The sequence below is a fragment of the Candidatus Tisiphia endosymbiont of Ptychoptera albimana genome (assembly GCF_964026605.1).
In the GTDB taxonomy this organism is placed as follows: Bacteria; Pseudomonadota; Alphaproteobacteria; order Rickettsiales; family Rickettsiaceae; genus Tisiphia.
This window is the reverse complement of sequence record NZ_OZ032164.1, coordinates 1,397,857-1,417,885: the sequence shown is the minus strand read 5'-3', so window position 1 is coordinate 1,417,885 and position 20,029 is coordinate 1,397,857. Positions and strand designations below refer to the sequence as shown.

Annotated in this window: 19 protein-coding genes, 2 tRNA genes and 1 pseudogene; 6 read left to right on the top strand and 16 right to left on the bottom strand. The window is 31.6% G+C overall.

The genetic code is table 11. The annotated features are described in order from the left end of the window. Positions 1-95: 95 nt before the first annotated feature. The 11 genes and pseudogenes from AAGD36_RS06785 to rpoH form a co-directional block, all read right to left on the bottom strand. On the bottom strand, positions 96-1,649 hold the full coding sequence (locus AAGD36_RS06785; protein WP_341755401.1) for a hypothetical protein: 1,554 nt from the start codon (positions 1,647-1,649) through the stop codon (positions 96-98). A gap of 272 nt (positions 1,650-1,921) precedes the next feature. Further along, positions 1,922-2,776: pseudogene (locus AAGD36_RS06780) on the bottom strand (LD-carboxypeptidase). A 118-nt stretch (positions 2,777-2,894) separates the two neighbouring features. Next, positions 2,895-2,969, bottom strand: a tRNA-Thr gene (locus AAGD36_RS06775). 158 nt (positions 2,970-3,127) lie between these two features. Continuing rightward, a complete protein-coding gene (locus tag AAGD36_RS06770; protein WP_341751497.1) occupies positions 3,128-3,463 on the bottom strand; it encodes a YraN family protein in 336 nt (111 codons plus the stop codon). A 203-nt stretch (positions 3,464-3,666) separates the two neighbouring features. Next, a tRNA-Met gene (locus AAGD36_RS06765) sits at positions 3,667-3,743 on the bottom strand. A gap of 62 nt (positions 3,744-3,805) precedes the next feature. Further along, positions 3,806-4,279 carry a 30S ribosomal protein S9 gene (gene rpsI, locus AAGD36_RS06760; RefSeq protein ID WP_341755400.1) on the bottom strand — a complete coding sequence of 158 codons (474 nt, stop codon included), beginning with the start codon at positions 4,277-4,279 and terminating at the stop codon, positions 3,806-3,808. 6 nt (positions 4,280-4,285) lie between these two features. Then, on the bottom strand, positions 4,286-4,753 hold the full coding sequence (rplM, locus tag AAGD36_RS06755; protein ID WP_341748112.1) for a 50S ribosomal protein L13: 468 nt from the start codon (positions 4,751-4,753) through the stop codon (positions 4,286-4,288). 123 nt (positions 4,754-4,876) lie between these two features. Then, on the bottom strand, positions 4,877-6,118 hold the full coding sequence (locus AAGD36_RS06750; protein WP_341756033.1) for a PQQ-binding-like beta-propeller repeat protein: 1,242 nt from the start codon (positions 6,116-6,118) through the stop codon (positions 4,877-4,879). Between the two features lie 153 nt (positions 6,119-6,271). Continuing rightward, positions 6,272-6,925, bottom strand: coding sequence for a DUF2659 family protein (locus tag AAGD36_RS06745; protein ID WP_341755399.1), 654 nt, complete (start codon positions 6,923-6,925; stop codon positions 6,272-6,274). A gap of 28 nt (positions 6,926-6,953) precedes the next feature. Further along, positions 6,954-7,706, bottom strand: a complete 753-nt coding sequence (gene ybgF, locus AAGD36_RS06740; RefSeq protein ID WP_341755398.1) for a tol-pal system protein YbgF — start codon at positions 7,704-7,706, stop codon at positions 6,954-6,956. A 59-nt stretch (positions 7,707-7,765) separates the two neighbouring features. Continuing rightward, entirely contained in the window at positions 7,766-8,650 is an 885-nt protein-coding gene (gene rpoH / locus AAGD36_RS06735; RefSeq protein WP_341755397.1) for an RNA polymerase sigma factor RpoH, read from the bottom strand. A gap of 137 nt (positions 8,651-8,787) precedes the next feature. Between rpoH and AAGD36_RS06730 the strand changes: the two genes are divergently transcribed. The 5 genes from AAGD36_RS06730 (at position 8,788) to AAGD36_RS06710 (ending at position 12,377) form a co-directional block, all read left to right on the top strand. After that, a complete protein-coding gene (locus AAGD36_RS06730; RefSeq protein ID WP_341751493.1) occupies positions 8,788-9,348 on the top strand; it encodes a cytochrome c oxidase assembly protein in 561 nt (186 codons plus the stop codon). Positions 9,349-9,576: 228 nt separating this feature from the next. Further along, positions 9,577-10,371 (top strand): type I methionyl aminopeptidase, encoded by a 795-nt coding sequence (map, locus tag AAGD36_RS06725; RefSeq protein WP_341755396.1) that lies wholly within the window; start codon positions 9,577-9,579, stop codon positions 10,369-10,371. An 8-nt stretch (positions 10,372-10,379) separates the two neighbouring features. Beyond that, the gene (gene radC, locus AAGD36_RS06720; protein WP_341751491.1) at positions 10,380-11,060 is read left to right on the top strand and encodes a RadC family protein; all 681 of its coding nucleotides are present in this window, start codon (positions 10,380-10,382) and stop codon (positions 11,058-11,060) included. Continuing rightward, entirely contained in the window at positions 11,057-12,070 is a 1,014-nt protein-coding gene (locus AAGD36_RS06715; RefSeq protein ID WP_341755395.1) for a UDP-phosphate alpha-N-acetylglucosaminyltransferase, read from the top strand. Before radC ends, AAGD36_RS06715 begins: the two co-directional genes overlap by 4 nt. Continuing rightward, positions 12,057-12,377, top strand: a complete 321-nt coding sequence (locus AAGD36_RS06710; protein ID WP_341752329.1) for a DUF721 domain-containing protein — start codon at positions 12,057-12,059, stop codon at positions 12,375-12,377. The genes AAGD36_RS06715 and AAGD36_RS06710 overlap by 14 nt, the downstream gene beginning before the upstream one ends. Positions 12,378-12,392: 15 nt before the next feature. Here the strand turns inward: AAGD36_RS06710 and metG are convergent, their stop codons facing one another. The 4 genes from metG to AAGD36_RS06690 form a co-directional block, all read right to left on the bottom strand. Next, positions 12,393-13,931 (bottom strand): methionine--tRNA ligase, encoded by a 1,539-nt coding sequence (gene metG, locus AAGD36_RS06705; RefSeq protein WP_341755394.1) that lies wholly within the window; start codon positions 13,929-13,931, stop codon positions 12,393-12,395. A 170-nt stretch (positions 13,932-14,101) separates the two neighbouring features. Beyond that, a complete protein-coding gene (locus AAGD36_RS06700; protein WP_341748102.1) occupies positions 14,102-14,500 on the bottom strand; it encodes a type II toxin-antitoxin system VapC family toxin in 399 nt (132 codons plus the stop codon). Further along, the gene (locus AAGD36_RS06695) at positions 14,497-14,721 is read right to left on the bottom strand and encodes an AbrB/MazE/SpoVT family DNA-binding domain-containing protein (RefSeq protein WP_341755393.1); all 225 of its coding nucleotides are present in this window, start codon (positions 14,719-14,721) and stop codon (positions 14,497-14,499) included. Before AAGD36_RS06695 ends, AAGD36_RS06700 begins: the two co-directional genes overlap by 4 nt. Before the next feature lie 125 nt (positions 14,722-14,846). Then, complete coding sequence (locus AAGD36_RS06690; protein WP_341755392.1) at positions 14,847-15,608, bottom strand: SIMPL domain-containing protein; 762 nt, start codon at positions 15,606-15,608, stop codon at positions 14,847-14,849. Positions 15,609-16,332: 724 nt separating this feature from the next. Here AAGD36_RS06690 and AAGD36_RS06685 point away from each other — a divergent pair. Further along, positions 16,333-17,820: a carboxypeptidase M32 gene (locus AAGD36_RS06685; RefSeq protein WP_341755391.1), complete on the top strand. Its 1,488-nt coding sequence runs from the start codon at positions 16,333-16,335 to the stop codon at positions 17,818-17,820. 195 nt (positions 17,821-18,015) lie between these two features. On the opposite strand, the gene AAGD36_RS06680 is transcribed toward AAGD36_RS06685, so the two are convergent. Further along, complete coding sequence (locus tag AAGD36_RS06680) at positions 18,016-19,968, bottom strand: primosomal protein N' (RefSeq protein ID WP_341755390.1); 1,953 nt, start codon at positions 19,966-19,968, stop codon at positions 18,016-18,018. Positions 19,969-20,029 lie beyond the last annotated feature (61 nt).

Below are 20,029 nucleotides of genomic sequence, written 5' to 3'. Positions count from 1 at the left end.
ATTATCTGAGGCCATTTCCATGTTCTTTGTCACCTAATTCAATTTGATGTACCATATTTCATAACTATTTTATTAAACGATCGACATATTCGATATTATGGTAGATATTCATCAAATAGATCTTGTAACCAGTTTCCTAATAGATTAACTTCAGAAATATCAGGCTGAGGTGGAACAAAGCTAGAATTATCACGAGTTTGAAATTGTAAATTTTCAATAGGTCGTTTTGGTGATATGCCTTCTTCTCTTTGGCATTCAACCGCGTCTTTCCATTTTTCTGCTACTAATGCCGCAAACTCTGAATGTATTGTTGCAACATCTTGTTTACATTCAAAGCCTACACCTTCGACTTTTATGCTGTATCCCTTATCGCTCAATTTATAGTCTTTTAATACTTTATTGACCTCTCGTTGTGTTGCAATAGTTTGTCGCTCAATATATGGATTATTAGTTTCAAATAGAATGACAAACTCTTTTTTATCACCATACTGACCATTAATAATATCCTCAACTAACTTTCTTGCAGCGTCACGGGCTGTACTAGTAGTGTTAGGTCTTTGGTATTGCTCTGCTAATGTATCGACTATAGTAATGGTTTTATTATCATTTAATAGATAAGTAGTAAGTAAATCTTGGCACATTAAAGTCTCTGTTAATTTTCGACTTTCTCCTTCTGCATAATTAGGATACACTCTACCAGGAAAATATCCTGGGGGACATTCCTCTTTTGTCTTATATTGGATAAATGGAGATGATTCGTTCAATCTGATACCATGTCGTGCAGCTAAACCTTTTATATATTCTTTACCTTCTGTCACACGAGCTAGATCCTCTCCTATAGGCAGAGAAATATCCAATGTATCTAAGTCAGTTTTTGTTTTATAAGCTTCAAGCAATTTATCACGTACTATAGGCGTAATTCCATCAATATTAGCCCATAATTCTCGTGCTCCTGTTAATATTGCTGTTTCTCCGTTCACTTTAATATTACATTTTGATAATATATTAAGGTAATCTATTATCCGAGCCATTACACCTATACGAGATGCCCCGGTAATCCAAGCACTGTCATAGTCCGGATGTTCTGGAGTTTTGCGATCAATTAGACCTAGTACTTTAGCACCAGCTAAATATTCTTTCTCATACTTTTTCATCCAGTCTTGGGAAGATAGCTCATTACGTTCCTGACCAGGTTTGCGACCAAAAGCATTCTGAGAAATATAGAAAAGGAAATCCATGATATCTTGTTCATCTAATCCTGTTCCTTTTCCAAGGTTTTTACGTAATATTTTAGCATTAAATTTGCTAGGATCACTTTGATCAGCTTTAGATTTTTTTATTGCAGGATATATCTGTTTAAAAGTTATTACAGGATCCTTTACTCCTAGACGATTAATATCCTGCCATAGCTTTTTCGGATGAAAATATCCTGCGATTTGAAGTTGCTTTAATAAGGCTTCTTGATGTTCTGATGCACTTCTTATACCTTGACCTGCTTTTTTATAACCTGTAAAACCCAATTTAGTTGCAGCTAATTCGAAATGAGATGGTTTTGTAGACTTTGTATATCCATCATAAGTAAAATAAGTAGTAGGAAACAAAAACCCGACAACAGCAGGTATTAGCCTGTAAAAAGTATGTTTTGCCATATTTACCCTTTTGGTTAGAATTTATATTAATTTCTTAAGTTAAAGTATCTCACTTGTCAAACGTATTTTTAGGGCAGTTTAAAAAACCCAACTTTAACCTATGTCTATAATTGTTAAAATTTTCTCTAGTTTCAGTATTAAAATCATGTTTTTAGCAAAATATTAATTTAACAATCAGATGCAGAGCCATCTCAAATCTAATTGTTTCGATAATTTCACCGCATTTGGGATAAGAATTGACAAATTCTTATCCTGAATTCACGTAAGTTCTATTAAATAAACGGATTAGTGATTAATAATTTATTTTGACTAATAACAGCTGATGTACCTAATGGCAGTGGTACATTTCGCGCTATATGTCCTATATCTTTTATAAAGAAGGCGGGTACTTGTGAATTTTCTACTGCAATTTGAATTGCCGTTTGTGTAAGATCTCTACCATCTTGTTCCTCTCCGTTTGTAAATTCACCGAAAAGAATTGCTTGGCTTTTTTCTAGAATTCCCACTTATTTTAATTGTTCTAATCTTGCAAATATTCTATAACCTCTTTCTCCTACATCTTCAAAAATTAATATTTTATTGGTAGAATTAAGTTGCCAGTTTGTACCAAGAGAATATTGCACCATAGATAAATTACCACCAAGGATTTGTCCTAAAATTGAATCTCTATTCGTTAAATTTTTTGCTATTGCATTTATAGGATAAAGATCATAAGTAAAATTTTTAGTATTACCTAAAAGAGCATTGATTATATCAATGTGGTCTTGAGCATTTACGCCTCGCACTATTCTGTCTAAAACTGTAGCGTGTAAAGATGACCACCCTATTATTTGGTTAAAATATAAGTGTAACGCAGTAATATCGCTAAAGCCTACTAATATTTTATATTTATTGAACATATGAGGTTTCAAAAAAGGAATTAATTCCATAGAACCATATCCTCCTCTATAAGCCCATATAACATTTGAATCTAGATTTTGTAGAGCTGAAATAAAGCTTTGTAGTCTTACTTCTAATGTTGAGGCACTAAATACACTTGAATCATCAATAATGTTATCTGCAATACTTATTTGTATATTATAATAATCCTTAAATAATGCTTGGATCTGATTAAAATATTGGTACATACCAAGCGTTTTTGAAGAAGGAGCTACAACATCTATGATTAATTTTTTCATTGACATCTCTTAAGGAATTTAAAATTATATCCTTTCTTAATTTAAAATAAAAATGTTGATACTAATATGGTGCCGCTAGTAGGAATTGAACCTACGACCTCATCATTACCAATGATGTGCTCTACCTCTGAGCTATAGCGGCCTAGTTTTAAGAGAAGTCTCAGACTATATGAGTATGATCTTTTTGACATATATTGCTTTATTGGTCAAGCAATAATTTTAAAATAATTACTTAGTCAGTTAGCATTTGAGTGTATAGTGTATAATTAGATTCTTTTTCATCTAGTAGAAAAAACCCTATTACCATGCGTTTTCAATAATAATTGGTATACTGTAAGGTTTAATAATTATTAGATCAAATCTGACTTGATAATTTTGGTATTTTGGGTTAGAGCTTAAAAATATACTGGCAGATCTTTTTATTCTTGCTTGTTGATGAGTTGATAATATCCGATCATCAACGTCAGAACGTCTTGCTTTTACTTCTATAAAAACAAGTTGTTTTCCACGTAGGGCAATAATATCAATCTCACCAACATAATATCTTTTACGATGGTGAAGAATTTGATAAAATTTAATTTTATAAATAACAATAGCCACATACTCAGCTATTAAACCGAATGTAATCCTTTTCATAATAATGTTTGCAAGAACTTGAAGAATTTCGAGTACATTCACCGCATAATAGCATATATATCAAGTAGCACTAATGACTTTTACATATAAAATATAAAAAAATTACAGTATTCTTAATGCTTTAAAGAATTAGTTGTTGATTCTTATTATGCCCCCCCATTACACAAAGTCGATAATAAACTACCACATGAATTAGCATTTTGTGGTAGCGAGGGAGGGATTTGAACCCCCGACACGCGGATTATGATTCCGCTGCTCTAACCAACTGAGCTACCCCGCCATGATGGAAAGAGCTTCAGAAAAATCACATGCTAGACAACTCCAAACAGATTATGTAAAATTTTAACGTTTAGAGAATTGAGTACTTTTTCTAGCTTTATGCTTACCATATTTTTTCCGTTCTACAACTCTTGAGTCTCTTGTTAAGAAACCGGATTTGCGTAAAATACTATGAAATTCTGGTGCAATTTTGTCAAGTGCTCTAGAAACACCGTGTAGTACAGCACCCAGTTGCCCTGATATTCCACCACCTCTAACAGTACATATTATATCATATTGCCCAGCAGTATTAGTCACAACAAATGGTCGCAAGAGAGATTTGGTATGAGCTTCACGAGTGAAATATTGCTCCATATTTTTTTTGTTGACAATTACCTTACCACTACCACTTTTTAACCAAACTCTAGCAATTGCACTTTTTCTTCTCCCTGTACCATAGACTTTATTATCACTACTTTCTACAGGCGTTTTAGGCTTAACTAACTTACTCTGAACATCGCTTTTGGTTTTTTCGCTTTGAACCTTTAATATTGTCATAATTCACTATTTTTTATTCTTTGTATTTTTGCTTGCAAAATCATAAAACTCAGGTTGCTGAGCTTTATGTGGGTGTTCATTCTCTGCATAGACATATAGATTACCCATCTGCTTTGATCCCAAAACATTTCGCGTAATCATTCTTTTTACAGCAAGCTTAACGACACGTTCAGGATATTTACTAGACAGAATTTTTCCAGCTGTTGTATCCTTTATCCCACCTGGGAAACCAGTATGGCGATAATAAAACTTACCATCTTTAAGGTCTGATTTTTTACCTGTCAAGCAAATATGCTTGGAATTAATTATTATTACATAATCTCCACAATCTAAATGAGGAGTGAAGGAAGGCTTATGTTTGCCGCGTAAGATTTTAGCTACTTCACTAGCAAGTCTACCTAGTACAAGGTCTTTAGCATCTATGACCCACCACTTTTTCTGAATTTGTGATGGTTTTGCAGAATAAGTTTTCACGTTATATATCTTTATTAATTAGAATTAATGTTATCATTGTCCTAGCCTAAGCTATACTAAATAGCATTATAACCACTATTTTGTCAAGATAAATGTAAATATATATTTTACATAGTTTCTTGACTAATCGACAAACATAATTTTTTTATCAGTAGCAAAATACATACTACCACAGCAGGTTTTTCCATGATATTCAATATTTTTAGTAATTTTAGCAATCTGTGGAGTGGTGCTTAAATTACCATTAACATCTGATTGGAAACTATATAATTCACCTTTAGTGGAAATAATATTTAAATTCCACTCTTCTGCCTCAGCTACCTTACCAATTATAGGAGTTAGGAATGATGAGGCTTTAACTTTTTTAATATCTTTCCCATCATTTAGATCTGCTACAAACTTGACTTTACCAAAATCAGTACTTATAGCAGCTATTTGTCCAGCATTATTTGTTATAAATAAACTATTACCCGCTAACAACATAGATTGCACATCATAAGCTTTGGTTTGCCAAAGAATATTACCCGTCATGATATCTAGCTTTACTATCTTACCAGCACTATTAGCTATATATATGTGAGAGTTATTGACAATAGGTTTGCATAATATAGATGCTGCCTCAAAATTTGGCAAGCCTATTTCTTGATGACTAGATAAATCGTTAGTCCATAGAACTTGACCGCTAGCTGCTTCTAGAGCAAGAATTTGTCCTGAATTATAGTTTACTATTATATGATTATTTTGTACTATTGGGCTAACATGGTAACTTGATGACAAAGTTTCTACTACACCTTCATGTTGCCAAACAAAATTTAAGTTATCAATATTAATCGCTAATATTTGATTAGTTACTGTTTGAACTACAATAGTATAATTATTAATTAATACCGGTTTTACTCTAGTAATATCAGGCAACTCTTTTCTGATTATTTCATGACCTGACCTACTATCTAATACTACCAAGAATCTTGAACCATAGGTAACATATAGTTTATCATTGTGGCATAAGATCCCTCCACCAACATAATAATCACTCTTGTTAGTGCTGATATTATATGACCACATAATAGATTTATCTTTCATAGAAAAAGCGGAAATATTACCTTTAGTATCAATGGTATAGGCAACAGCTTTATTAAAAACTGGCTCTGATATTATTTTATATTTTGCAACAGTATATTCCTTATTTTGCAGCTGTTCAGGGCTAAATATATTTATTTTTACAGCAGAATCTATTTGAATTGTTTCATTACTTTCTACAGATAATCTAGGAGTTAATTCTACAATATTTTTAATCTTTTTAGCTCCAAGACCACAAGAAGTTAGAAGAAAAGGTAGTAAGAAAATAATTAATCGTTGTTTTATCATAATTTAAGCCTTTGTTATTGTAAGCTCAATTCGATATAAGAATTAACAATTCTTATATCGAATTGGCTTGTTATGTGCAGAACCGCTTCAAGCCTGATTGTTTCTATATATTCCGGAAGTTTGATATAACTTGTTACATCGAACTTCCGATTATTGTAAGTTTGAAAGTAAAGCTTTAGCCTGCTCTTTAACTACTTCAGTTGTACTTTCTAGTGATATTACCTTTTTCAAAGTATTTTCTGCTAAATCTTTTGAGTTGTTGTTAATATACCAAATTGCTTTGATAATATTTGCAGTACCAAAGAATGGTTTATTCTCATCATCAAAATAATTTAAATATTCCTCGATTTCATTAATGTTTGCATTAGATAAATTTGTTTCGTCTATCATTAAACTTAACCAAACTAGACGTGCATATGCACTTGTTAATTCGGCATAATTCTTGTTATCAATAATTTTCTTTAATAAAGTTCTAGCCTCTATAAAATCTCCTTGTTGTATTTTTATACTGACTTGTTCGATAGCAGCAAGCTCTCCTACTTTATTATTACTTGTTTCAATTAAATTATCCAACGACTTTATGGTTAGGTCTTTGTTGTCATTGATAAGCGACATAGACTTAACTAAAATATCACCTGTCTTTTGATTATTCTTTATTTTCTTACCGTCAAGCCAATTGTTTATTAGCATAAATAATACGACTATTAGTGCGAGGATTATAGTTATAGGAAGAAGTTTTTTAAAGTAATAAAGTTTCTTTTCTTCATTTTTATCATTTAAGACTTCTTCTAAAATGTCAGTCATTATTATTTACCTTTTTGTTCATAAGAACCTAACGCTTACAAGCAAATTTGGTTCTTGCATCCTTAGCTCTTTTTATTGATGTAGCTGATCTACTCGGAAATTCTGTTTCAAGTTTATCAAGAATAGAGCATGCTTCTTGTATTTTCTTCAATTCCCCAAGAGATAATGCTAATTTTAACAATGAGTCAGAAGCTTTAGAACCTTTTGGTGATTGTTTGTAACCTTTTAGATAATTTATAGCCGCTTTATCAAACATATTACGTCTAAAAAAAGATTCTCCGTACCAAAAATACGCATTACTTACCAAAGGACTATTAGAGTAATTTTTTAAAAAATTTACAAATTTTTCTTCTGCATCGGTTAATTTATTATCTTTTAAAGAGGCAAGTGCTAAGTCATAAAGTTGCTTATCTTTTGCTATCCCCGAAATGGGTCTTGCAATATCATGCGACGCAACTTCCTTTTGTACTTCTTTAGTAGCTGGTATTTCAAAGACATCACCAACTATAGAATCATCTGCTAAATTTTTTGCTGTACTGGTATCCTCAGAACTTATTACCTCTTGTTTTGTAGAGCCTAAAATTCTCTCTAATTTGGCAATAGTATGTTCAATTATTTCGACTCTGCCAAGTAAGTGCTGATTCTCTTTCTCCAAAATATCTAATCTTTCTGTGCAATCATTAGATGAATTAAATTTCAAATCTTTTCTAGTAATTTGATTTCCAGCAAATACTTGCGTAGAAATCAAAATAATCAATAAATGTATAGCAATTGCTTTCATGAATTAATATTTAATTTAATATATTGTAAAACCATCTGAGTATACTAGAAGTAATCCACTTAAACAACTTTTGGCATCTGTTGCAATATAAAGTTTTTCACTTTCTCAAATGCTGTGTTCTCAATCTGCCTAATTCTTTCCTTAGAGATTTTATATTCAATACTAAGAGTATCAAGAGTTTTTGGAGAATCTTTTAATTTACGCTCAGTGAGAATATGTAATTCACGATCATTTAATATCTTCATCGCTTGTGTTAGCAAATTATGTTTGTTAACAGAATCCTCTTGGCTAATTAATCTTAGCTCTTGACTTGGACGGGTTTCCGGTAAAAATTCAATTAGCTCGCTATCACTGTTATCATTTCCACTATTTACCAAATTATTCAATGATAAATCTGGACCAGATAACCTAGAATTCATTTCACTAACTTCATTCTTAGTCACTCCAAGTTCTTGAGCAATTTGAACAAAATCTTGATCTGTAACAGCTCTTGAATATAGGTTAGCAATTTTATGCTTAATTTTACCAAGACTAAAGAATAACTTTTTTTGTGCTGCTGTAGTACCCATTTTAACCAAAGACCAAGATCTTAAAACATATTCATGGATTGAAGCTTTAATCCACCACAAAGCATAAGTAGACAAGCGAAAACCTAAATCAGGATTATATTTCTTTACTGCTTGCATAAGACCTAAATTCCCTTCTGACACAAGCTCATTTAGAGGTAGTCCATAATTTCTATATCTAACGGCAATTTTTGCTACCAATTTCAAGTGACTAGTTACTAGCTTATGAGCAGCTTCTAGATCATTCTGCTCAAGATAGGCTTTGGCAAGTAGAAACTCTTCTTCTTGTGAAAGTGACGGAACTTTATTGATCTTTTGCAAATATTGATAAAACCCTGATTCTGCAGAAATTACTGGCACACTGATTTTGTTAGTCATATAATACCTTTAAAATAGATTCCTTTACTTAGGGGATATACTAGAATGGGTACATAATATCATAAGTTTAAAATATTTTAAATAGACTTCTTGTAAAAAATTGAAATTTGACTTTTTTACAAAAAGAGAGCAACATAGTGTTACAAAAATCTAATAGAAATTTTGCCTTAGCCCTAGTTAGTTTAGTACTTAGCATGGTTTTTTTAAGCTTTGCATCAATACCAATTTACAATTTATTTTGTAAAGTCACTGGATATGGTGGTACTACCACAAAACAAGAACTCAATATATATTCTCCTAAAAAAGGAACTAGAGTGATAACTATAGAATTTGATTCTAATGTTGACAGTAAATTACCTTGGCGATTTATTCCTAAACAAAGAAGGGCTACAGTTATCCCAGGACAAAATACACTAATTTTTTATGAGTCTGAAAATCTAAGTAACGATGATATAATAGGAACTTCCATTTATAATGTTACACCTAATAAAGCTGGTAAATACTTTGTTAAAATACATTGTTTTTGTTTTGAAGAACAGTTATTAAAAGCAGGAGAAAAAATGTTGATGCCAGTGACATTTTTTATAGACTCTGATTTTGAGGAAGATAAAGAAATGAATGATGTGGATACAATAACCTTATCTTATAGTTTTTATAAGGTAAGAACCATTGAAAAAGATTCAATGAAATTCAAATAATAATTTAAGAAGTAGAAATTTAGTATATATTTATATAGCTAACCCGATTAGCATTACTTCGTCATTGTGAGGAGTAGCATTGCTACGACGAAGCAATCTATATCCAATCGTCTTCTTGGATTGCTTCGTCGCCACCAAAGTGGCTTCTCGCAATGACAACAATTTACTATGGCTAAATACTAATCGGGTTAGCTATAGATGATTTTAATAAAAAAAGTTAATTATTTTATGACCATAACAATTCATTCCCAAGAAAACTTTAAGAAAATGCATATTGCAGGTAAACTTGCTGCAGAAACCTTAGATTTCATTACTAATTATGTAAAACCAGGAGTGAGTACGATCTATTTAAATGATCTTTGCCACGATTTTATTGTGTCCAATAATGCAATCCCTGCACCTTTGAACTATAACGGCTTCCCAAAGTCAATTTGTACTTCTGTTAATCATGTAGTATGCCATGGTATTCCAAATGATAAACTCCTTAAAAATGGCGATATAATAAATATTGACGTTACTGTAATTGTCGATGGATGGTATGGTGATACTAGTAGAATGTATTATGTTGGTGATGTAGGAATTAAAGCAAAACGCTTAGTACAGGTTACTTATGATGCTATGATGATAGGAATTGAACTAGTAAAACCAGGAGTACATTTAGGAGATATCGGAAATGCTATACAAACTTATGTTGAAAAACATAATTATTCAGTTGTTAGAAATTATACTGGTCACGGGATAGGGCGTATATTTCATACAGAACCAACTATTCTACATTATGGCAAAGCTGGCACTGGCTTGGTCTTGGAGGAAGGTATGTTTTTTACTATTGAACCAATGGTAAATGCTGGACATCACTCCACTCATCTAAGTAAATTAGACGGTTGGACAGTTACAACAAGTGATAAATCATTATCAGCACAATTTGAACATAGTTTAGGCGTAACCAAAGATGGTTTTGACATTTTTACTTTATCACCAAAACATTTGACATATCCGCCTTATAAAACAGACTTATTGTAAAACTAAATATGAAAGATGATATACCCCATTATATTGGGCATAGACAACGCTTAAGACAACGTATTATTGTTTCTGCAGAAAATCTTGCAGATTATGAATTACTTGAAATGATATTATTTTCTGTAATACCTAGAAAAGATGTAAAACCATTAGCAAAGGAATTATTAACACAATTTGGTAGTCTCGCTAATTTAATAAATACAGATAAAGAAAAATTGCTTAATATTAAAGGAACTAATGATAATTTATATGTAAATTTTGTCATTATGCGTGAACTAACTAACAGAATGCTAAAACAAAAAGTAATAAATCAAAATGTAATTAGTTCTTGGAACGTTCTAATAGACTATCTAAAAGCAACGATGGGCAGCATGAAAACAGAACAATTTCGTATCTTATTTTTAAATAAAAAGAATGTCCTAATTGCTGATGAAATTTTAAGCCAAGGCACTATAGATCAGGCAACAATATATCCAAGAGAAATAATTAAAAGAGCTTTATTTAATGAAGCTGGTGCAATTATATTGGTACATAATCATCCAAGTGGTGTTAGTAAGCCTTCAAATACTGATATTGAACTAACACACAAAATAGTAGAAACTTGTGCTAATATGAACATATCGGTTCATGACCACGTAATTATTACAGCCAATGAATATTTCAGTTTTAAATCTAATATGCTGTTATGAGTAACTTTATTAATTATAGTTTTTTGTTTTTATTATCTTTTATAGCAACAAGCTTTCTTACTTGGCTATTGATTTCTAGTCTTCCATCTTTTGGAGTGGTGGATATACCAGATCCACGTAGAGTACATAGTAGAATCACACCAAGAGGAGGTGGACTTGCGATAGTTATAGTGGTAATAATTGCTCTTATCGCCTATGAATATTTTTCAACAAAAACTCTGATAAACTCAATTAAAATTGTACCTTTACTGCTGATCATTTCCAGCATTTCATTTTTAGATGATCTTATTTCCATTCCGATATTTGTAAGACTAATTTTTCACATAATTTGTTCTACAATAGCCATTTTCCTATTTTTATTTCCAGTAGTATTATTTCATCACGAATTACCTTTATATATTGATTTTATGCTATCTATAATAGGATTGATTGTCTTTTTAAATATTTATAATTTTCTTGATGGAATAGATGGTATTAGTGGTGCTGAATCTATTCATTTATCGATCACTATATTGATACTTTGTTATCTAAAATCTGATATAATAGTAAATATAAATTTTATAATTGTGCTTAACATCATTATATTAGCATGTTCCATAGGTTTTTTGATATTTAACTGGCATCCTGCTAAAATCTTTCTAGGGGACGTAGGTAGTATAAGCTTAGGATTTTTATTAGGTTTATGTTTGCTACTTATTTCAGCATCTAGTGTTCATTTGTTTGTTGCTTCATCTATTGCTAGCTTATATTACCTAGCAGATGGAGGATTAACCATACTAATTAGACTAGTTAATAAGGAGAAAATTTGGCAACCTCACTTAAAGCATTTTTTTCAAAAAGCAGTCAGAAATGGTAAAAGTCATAAGGAAGTAGTGAGTAGAATTATAATATGCAATATATTACTTATGGTATTATCAATCATTTCTCTGTACTTTCCTTTATTATCAATTATCTTTGCTATATTAGTAGTAATGGTTACAATAATTAATTTTGCCCATGAAACCGCTTAGCCATGACATCAACATAATTATTAGACGAATCTTTGGTAAACAGCACCCATTGCTTGCAGAAATTATGATTAATTGGAGCAAGATTGTTGGACCAAAATTTAGTAGCAAAACTAGCCCCTTAAAAATATCTAGCCCTAAAGAGAAAGGACAGAGAATAAATATTTTACATGTACAAGTGGAAAATTCGAGCATCGCCTTAGAAATATCATTTCACCAACAGATAATTATTGAGCGTATTTCCGTTTATCTAGGTTTTAAGGCCATACATAGTTTAAGAACTACAATATATGCTACAAGAAATAACTAGAATAGACTTCTATTTTCATCGAGTATTATCCTGAAATCTTGGAAATATAGCTTTTGGCTGGCTAATGTTACTACCTGGAATTAAAATAAACTCCTTTGTTAAATGTTTAAACATTCTCTGACTTTTTGGTACACCAAGCTGATCAAGCATTTTATTAGCCGAATCAGGAATAAATGGCTGTAACATTACAGCAATATATCTTAGTGTCTCAAGTAGCGTATATAACACCTCATTCATCCTTATAGGATCAGTTTTTTTTAACTGCCAAGGGGCTTCTCGATCTATATAAATATTGGCTTCTTCGGTTAAAGTAATAATATTTTCTAACACAGAATTAATAGCAAAAGTCTTAGTGAACAGTGAATTTTCTGATATAATTTGGTGGGATAGCTTCATTAAAAATGACTCATAAATGCTATCGATAGATTCCTTGCCAATTGACGGAATTTTTGTCTCGTTGTTATTATAAACAAAGGCTAGAGTTCTTTGCAATAAATTACCAATTTTATTAGATAACTCACTATTCACTCTATTGATTAAGCTACTACGAGAATAATTACCATCTGAGCCAAATATTACCTCTCTCATCAAATAATACCTAACTGGATCTAAACCAAACTCTTTTATTAATTGCAATGGATCAATTACATTCCCTATAGATTTAGAGATTTTTTGTCCTTCATTAGTCCACCACCCATGTGCCATAACACATTTTGGTAGCGGCAAGCCAGCTGCCATCAAAAATGCTGGCCAGTATACGGCATGAAAGCGTAATATATCTTTACCGACTATATGAACATCAGCCGGCCAAAATTTGTTATACTTGCTTGTATCATTTGGATATCCTAAAGCCGAAATATAGTTGGTTAGTGCATCAAGCCATACATATATTACGTGCTTTTCATCATTTGGTACTTTAATTCCCCACTTAAAACTAGAACGTGATATGGATAAATCATGCAATCCGGATTTGACAAAACTAATAACTTCATTACGTCTAGTACTTGGTCTGATAAAATCAGGGTTAGCATCGTAAAAATCTAATAATTTATCTTGCCATTTTGATAGGGCAAAAAAGTAACTTGGTTCTTCAAGCCATTCAACAGGAGCTTTAGTCGGAGCTAGTCCATCTTCTGTTAATTCTGATTCATCATAAAAAGCCTCATCACGCGTCGAGTACCAGCCTTTATAGCTATCAAGGTAAATATTGCCACTATCCAGCAATTTTTGCCATAGACTACTTACTGCTTGTTTATGCCTAGCTTCTGTAGTTCTAATAAAATCGTCATTAGAAATGTTCATTGAGTGCATTAATGTACGAAAAGTTTCAGATACTGTATCGGTAAATATTTGTGGTTCAACATTTTTGACAATAGCAGATTTTTCTACCTTTTGACCATGTTCATCAGTACCGGTCAGAAACATTACCTCTTTACCTGATAAACGCATAAATCTTGCTATTACGTCAGACGCAACGCTTGTATAAGCATGCCCTATGTGAGGTATATCATTAACATAATAAATAGGGGTGGTAATATAATATGTATTTTTCATAATGAATTTATAATGGATAAACCTATATTTGTTATAGTTATTCTTGCTAAATATGTATACTATAAAAATAGTTAATTTGAGCCGCTTGTTGCCGATAAAAGCAAGCCAGTGTCATTTCGAAATCAAGCAGTCACAAGTATACATTAGAATAAGATTGTAAATCTTTTGACCTAAGGGTGAATAAGATGGAGTTTAGAAAAATATGTTTTGTAACGTGCCACATCTCTTGTAAGAAGAGGAATATTTAATACAGACGCATGTGCTCCGATAAAGAAATCTAGTAATACGGAGTTTTTCTTGCCACTATTTGCTTTTTTATATTGTATAAAAACTTTTCCTGCTAAAAATAGGGCTTCTTTAGGGATAGGAAGAACTTTAAAATTATCGCCGATTATTTCTTCAAGTTCTTCAATTCTTTCAAATCCTATTGAAACTTCTGTATATATATAATCATTAATTGCTAATTCATGAAATTGCGATAATTTTAACAATTGGTTAGAAGACCAATTATACCAACTAGCATCACAGGTGATAATATCCAATAATATATTACTGTCAACTAAGATCATGATCTAGTTAATTTCATTATGGTATCAGTAGACATTTTTACTGTGCTTTTTCTAGACATATGCAATATTAATTTATTACCTCTATTATTTTGATTTTGATATTTTTTTAATAGAACGCCGTCTTCTTTTTCTATAAAAGTGATTTCTGTATCTGGCAAGAAGCCAAATTTACTTCTAATATCTATAGGTATAGTTATTTGCCCTTTACTAGATACTTTCATAATTATTACCTCGTGCTTTCGTTGTGCTATAAAATGTAAGTGTCGGCTCATCGCAGCTACCTTAACGCTAATTGTATCGGCTAGTGCTATTTAAGAAATTTTCTATCAGAAATATAAGCGGTACTTTATCGCTTGTTCCCTAACACTGAGCCGTATTTAAGCAAAGCAGTAGCTGAAACAGTTATAGTTACCTCACTTGTACTTGGTTCTGCAACTGGCATATTAACCGCACTATCATTAGCATTTACAGGTAATCCCATCATCAATCTAGGCACTGGCATTCTCCTTGTTTCAGGATCAACATTTATCATAGTAAATCCATCGTATTCTTTACCAAGAGCTTTAGCTACACGTGTAGCTCGTTGCTTTAGTTTTGCAATAGCAGCTTCTATCATAGAATCTCGGATGACTTCTCTTTTTTCATTAGAAAGAGTATAATTTAAACTTTGTATTAATAGCCCTTCATTCTGTAATTTTCCAATTAATGTCAATAAAGCCTCAGATGATTTGCTTTTCAGTGATAATACCTGAGTACCACGCCACATTTTTTTCTTTACTTCATCTTTTTTATTATCAATATTTTGGTCTTGGTTATATTGGTAAACATAATATTGTTCTGTTGATACAGTAATATCTTCAACTTCTTTAGCCATTTTTACTGCTTTAGACATCATTAGGTTAATCTCATCCTGTATATATTTTAGATCAACTCCCTCTTTTTCTATTCGCATACTAGATATAAGTAAATCTTCTTTTACATCCATTTGTTCAGTAACAGATATATTAAGATACGAACCATTCTGATTTGTTGGTAAATCTTTAGACTGCATAGCAATTACCGGTAAAGTAAATGATATTAACGCTATAGTAAGAAGACTTTTATACATAATACTACCCCTATAATAGTTTTGTTTTTTGAGGCTATCCAAAACGCTCCATCTTATTTCAAAAAAAAGCACTTCCCCACTAGAACCCAAAAAACATCCAGTTTATCCACGGGGATTTATGCTTAGACCCTATAAGTCTAGTATACGTTAAAGTAAAGAACTTACAAGTAAGAATCTTACTATTCTTATTAAAAAATACATATCTACAGCCATGAATGTGTATTTGCTAGCATACTTCAATAGTGTCTTGGGTTGGTGAATAATTATTGTCATCCTCTAACTTCATCTCTTGTGAACAATTAGTAAAATTACCTATAATTGCTTCAGAATTAGGGTTATTGTGAATTATATTACCATCTCTAGAAATTATTTCTATCCATTGACTAATCTCTTGATCTGTCAGATTATTAGCTACAAAATATTCTATCTCCTTAGAGAGATCAAAATGGGGTCAAAACATAAATCCCAGCAGATAAACTAGAAACCTATGAATTTGCAAATTCATATCTAATATTTTTTATTAATTGTACTATTTTTTTTAAAAGTTCAGGAATATATTGTTAAATATTTCATTTGCTAATAATCTTGTTGTTATATCAATAAAAATAAGATTATTAGCGATAATAGATTAAAATGCATTCGTGTCAGCCGCTTCAAGAATGCATTTTTCTGAATATTCTAGCCAGTTTAGGATTAAAACAACTTTTAAAGTAGGGGGAATTATATGAAACATTATACATTATTAGAGCAAGAGTTAGAGCAAATTTTTCAAATTAATAACGTGATTAACATACTTTATTGGGATATCGCAGTAAATATTCCGCATGGATCAATTGATAGTAGAACAAGTGAGATAGCACTACTATCTTCCATAGCCCGCTCTAGGTTACAATCGAAAAAATTAGCTGAACTAATAGAATCTGTCTCTGAAAACGTGAACACTCTTGATGTTTGGCAGTTAGCTAATTTAAGAGAAACAAAAAGACGAATTACAGAATCTACATGTATAGATGATGATTTATGGAAAATGTATGTTACTGCTAGTGCAAAATGTGAGTTAATTTGGCGAGATGCTAGAAAAAATAATGATTATCTATCACTTAAACCTTACCTACAAACAGTATTAGATTGCGTACAAAAAATGGCTAAATCTAAAGCCCATGTACTAAACTGTTCTGTATATGATGCTTTACTTGACACATATGATCCTGAACGTACACTTGATGAAGTTAAAGTAGTGTTTAATAATCTAAAAAAAACTATACCAGAATTAATTAGTCAAATAGTAGAAAAACAAAGTAAAGAAAATGTTCTACCTATCACTAATAGTATTAGTGAAGCACAACAAAAATTAATTGCTAAAAGGCTTATGGAAATAATGGGTTTTAACCTCACTAAAGGTAGGTTAGATGAATCAACCCATCCATTTTGTAGGGGTACTCCTGATGATGTTAGGTTAACTAATAGATATAATGAGCATAATTTTATTTCAGGGATTATGGGGATTATGCATGAAACTGGTCATGGTTTATATGAACAGGGCTTGCCCAGCAAATATAAAAACCAACCAGTAGGTAAGGCTAAAGGTATGGCTGTCCATGAAAGTCAATCTTTATTTATGGAAATGCAAGTAGGTAGATCAGGAGAATTTTGTCAATATCTATCAAAGCTACTTAAGGATGAATTTGGATTCAAAGGACTAGAATATTCTGCAGAAAATCTTTACAAATTAATGACAAGAGTCAAACTAGGTTTTATTAGAGTAGAAGCAGATGAAGTGACTTATCCAATGCATGTAATAGTTAGGTTTGAACTAGAAAGATTGCTAATTAGCGGAGATCTATCTTTAAATGATCTGCCACATTATTGGAACAATAAGATGCAGGAATATTTAGGCATTACTCCACAGAACGATAAAGACGGATGCTTACAAGATATACATTGGCCAATGGGCAGTTTTGGTTATTTTCCATCCTATACTAATGGAGCAATTATTGCTTCAATGGTCATGAAAAAAGCACAGGAAGTTAATCACAATATAAAAAAGGAAATAACAAGAGGAGAATTCAATGGTGTAAACCAATTCTTAGATAATAATATTAGAAGCTATGGCTCATTAAAAAATACCAGTGAATTAATTAAAGACGCTACGGGTGAAGATCGCATTCAATCGGAAATATTTTTAAAATATCTCCAACAAAAATATTTATAACTTATTTAACCTCAAGTATCTGTAACAAGTTAATATTAGGCTCAGTATTATCGCCACCCCTGCGAAAGCAGGGGTCTAAAAAAATAGCCAAGAAGACTATTCAACATTTTTAGACCCCGAATCCGTCATTCGCACCGAAGGCTCTCAATGTAGTACTAAGCTAAAACTTTTACTTGAATAATCATGAGAGTAATATCAAGAAAAACTCTTAGGATCTATATCCACTTTTAAATGACAAAAAGCAGGGATTTTGATTAAACTTAACCATGTTTGTAAAAATTTTTGTAAATTAAATTTCCTATCCACTATGATTAGAATACGGTAACGAAACTTTCCTGCTAATTTAAACATCAATGCACTAGATGGTCCGAGTATTCTAGCTGAACTTTTTGGTGCAATTGCAACTAGAGTTTTGGATATTTCAAGCACTTTATGCTCATTTTTTCCAGACAAAATTATTGATGCCATTTTGGTGAAAGGAGGCATATTCTCTGCTTGCCTTGTTTTAAGTTCATATTGTAAAAACTGATCTCCTCCATTTTTTATATAACTAAATATAGCATTATCTGGATAATAAGTTTGCATTAATACTAGACCTTTTTTATCTTCTCTTCCTGCCCTACCTCCTACTTGGTGAAGTAGTTGATAATTGCGTTCACTTGACCACAAATCTCCACTACTAATAGCCCCAAGATCAGCATCAACAACACCTACTAAAGTAAGGTTAGGAAAGTGATAACCTTTAGTAATCATCTGAGTACCAATTAGAATATCAACCTCAGAATGCTCCATTTTATATAGTAATTCGCGGATCTTTTCAGGTTTTTGGGCATAATCTTTGCTAATTACCGCAATTTTACTATCGGGAAAAAGATGCCTAGTTTCTTCTTCAATTCTTTCAATCCCAGGACCACAAACAGTTAAAGAGTCTTCTTCCCGACAATCAGGACAAAAAATATGAATCCTACTTTGATAACCACAATGGTGACATTCAAGTTTTTTGCTAGATTTATGTACCACTAACCAAGCAGAGCAAGAATTACAAGTAAAACGATAACCGCAAAGTTTACATAACATCAAAGGGGCATAACCCCTACGATTCAAAAATAATAACACCTGCTCTTTGCTTGCTAGCTTTTTACCAATTAATGCTATTAATTCCTTAGATAAGTAAGAATTTTTTGATAATTTCTCCTTTTTCATATCAATTATTTGAATTTCTGGCAAAGTTGCCTCCTGGTAACGATTTGACAATTCAATTAATTGATATTTATTGGTACTTACGTTATAAATTGTTTCAATAGACGGAGTAGCCGAGCATAATACTACTTTTATTTTGGATAAGCTTCCCCGCAATACCGCTACATCGCGAGCATTATATAATATACCATCATCTTGCTTATAAGAACTATCATGCTCTTCATCAATAATAATTAATCCAAGATTACTATACGGTAGAAATAGACTACTTCTAGCACCAATTATAACTTTAATTTCATTGTTGAGCAAACCTCTTAAAATCATCTTTTTCTGAGCTTTAGTAATCGCAGAATTCCATATTACTGGCTGGAAGCCAAAGCGTGCTGTAAAACGATTTATAATTTGCTGACTTAAAGCAATTTCTGGTAACATGATCAATATTTGGTTACCTTGCTTCAAATAATCAGCCAATAGATGAAAGTAAATTTCTGTTTTACCTGATCCGGTTACTCCCTTAATAATTGATGGTTTATCCGATTGACTTAATAGAGAAAGTGCTTCTTGTTGCTCTACTGAAAGAGTTGGCAAAATAAAATCTTTGTTTAATTCTTGATGCTTTATTTTTATAGGTTGCTGGGCAATATCGATCGGCAAAGTCAACTTAGCAACTGAACCAAGTGAAGTCATATAATAATTAGCAGCCCATTTAATTAAATTAAATATTTCCTGATTAAACCTAAATTCAAGTGGCACTTTTTGTTTAATAGATTTGATTTTACTAGTTCCCTCTGAAACTTCAGTATCTAATTGCCAAACTATACCCGTTAATTCTTTATTCCTAAATGGGACAACTACTAAATCTCCTATAGCTAATTTTAATCCATTTGGAATTAAATAATCCAACGGGAAAAGCTTAGCTAATGGCAATAATATTTTTGCAACTTGCATTGAAATTCATTTTCAGGTCATTTGAGTATACCATATACTATACACTAATTAGCAGAAGCAC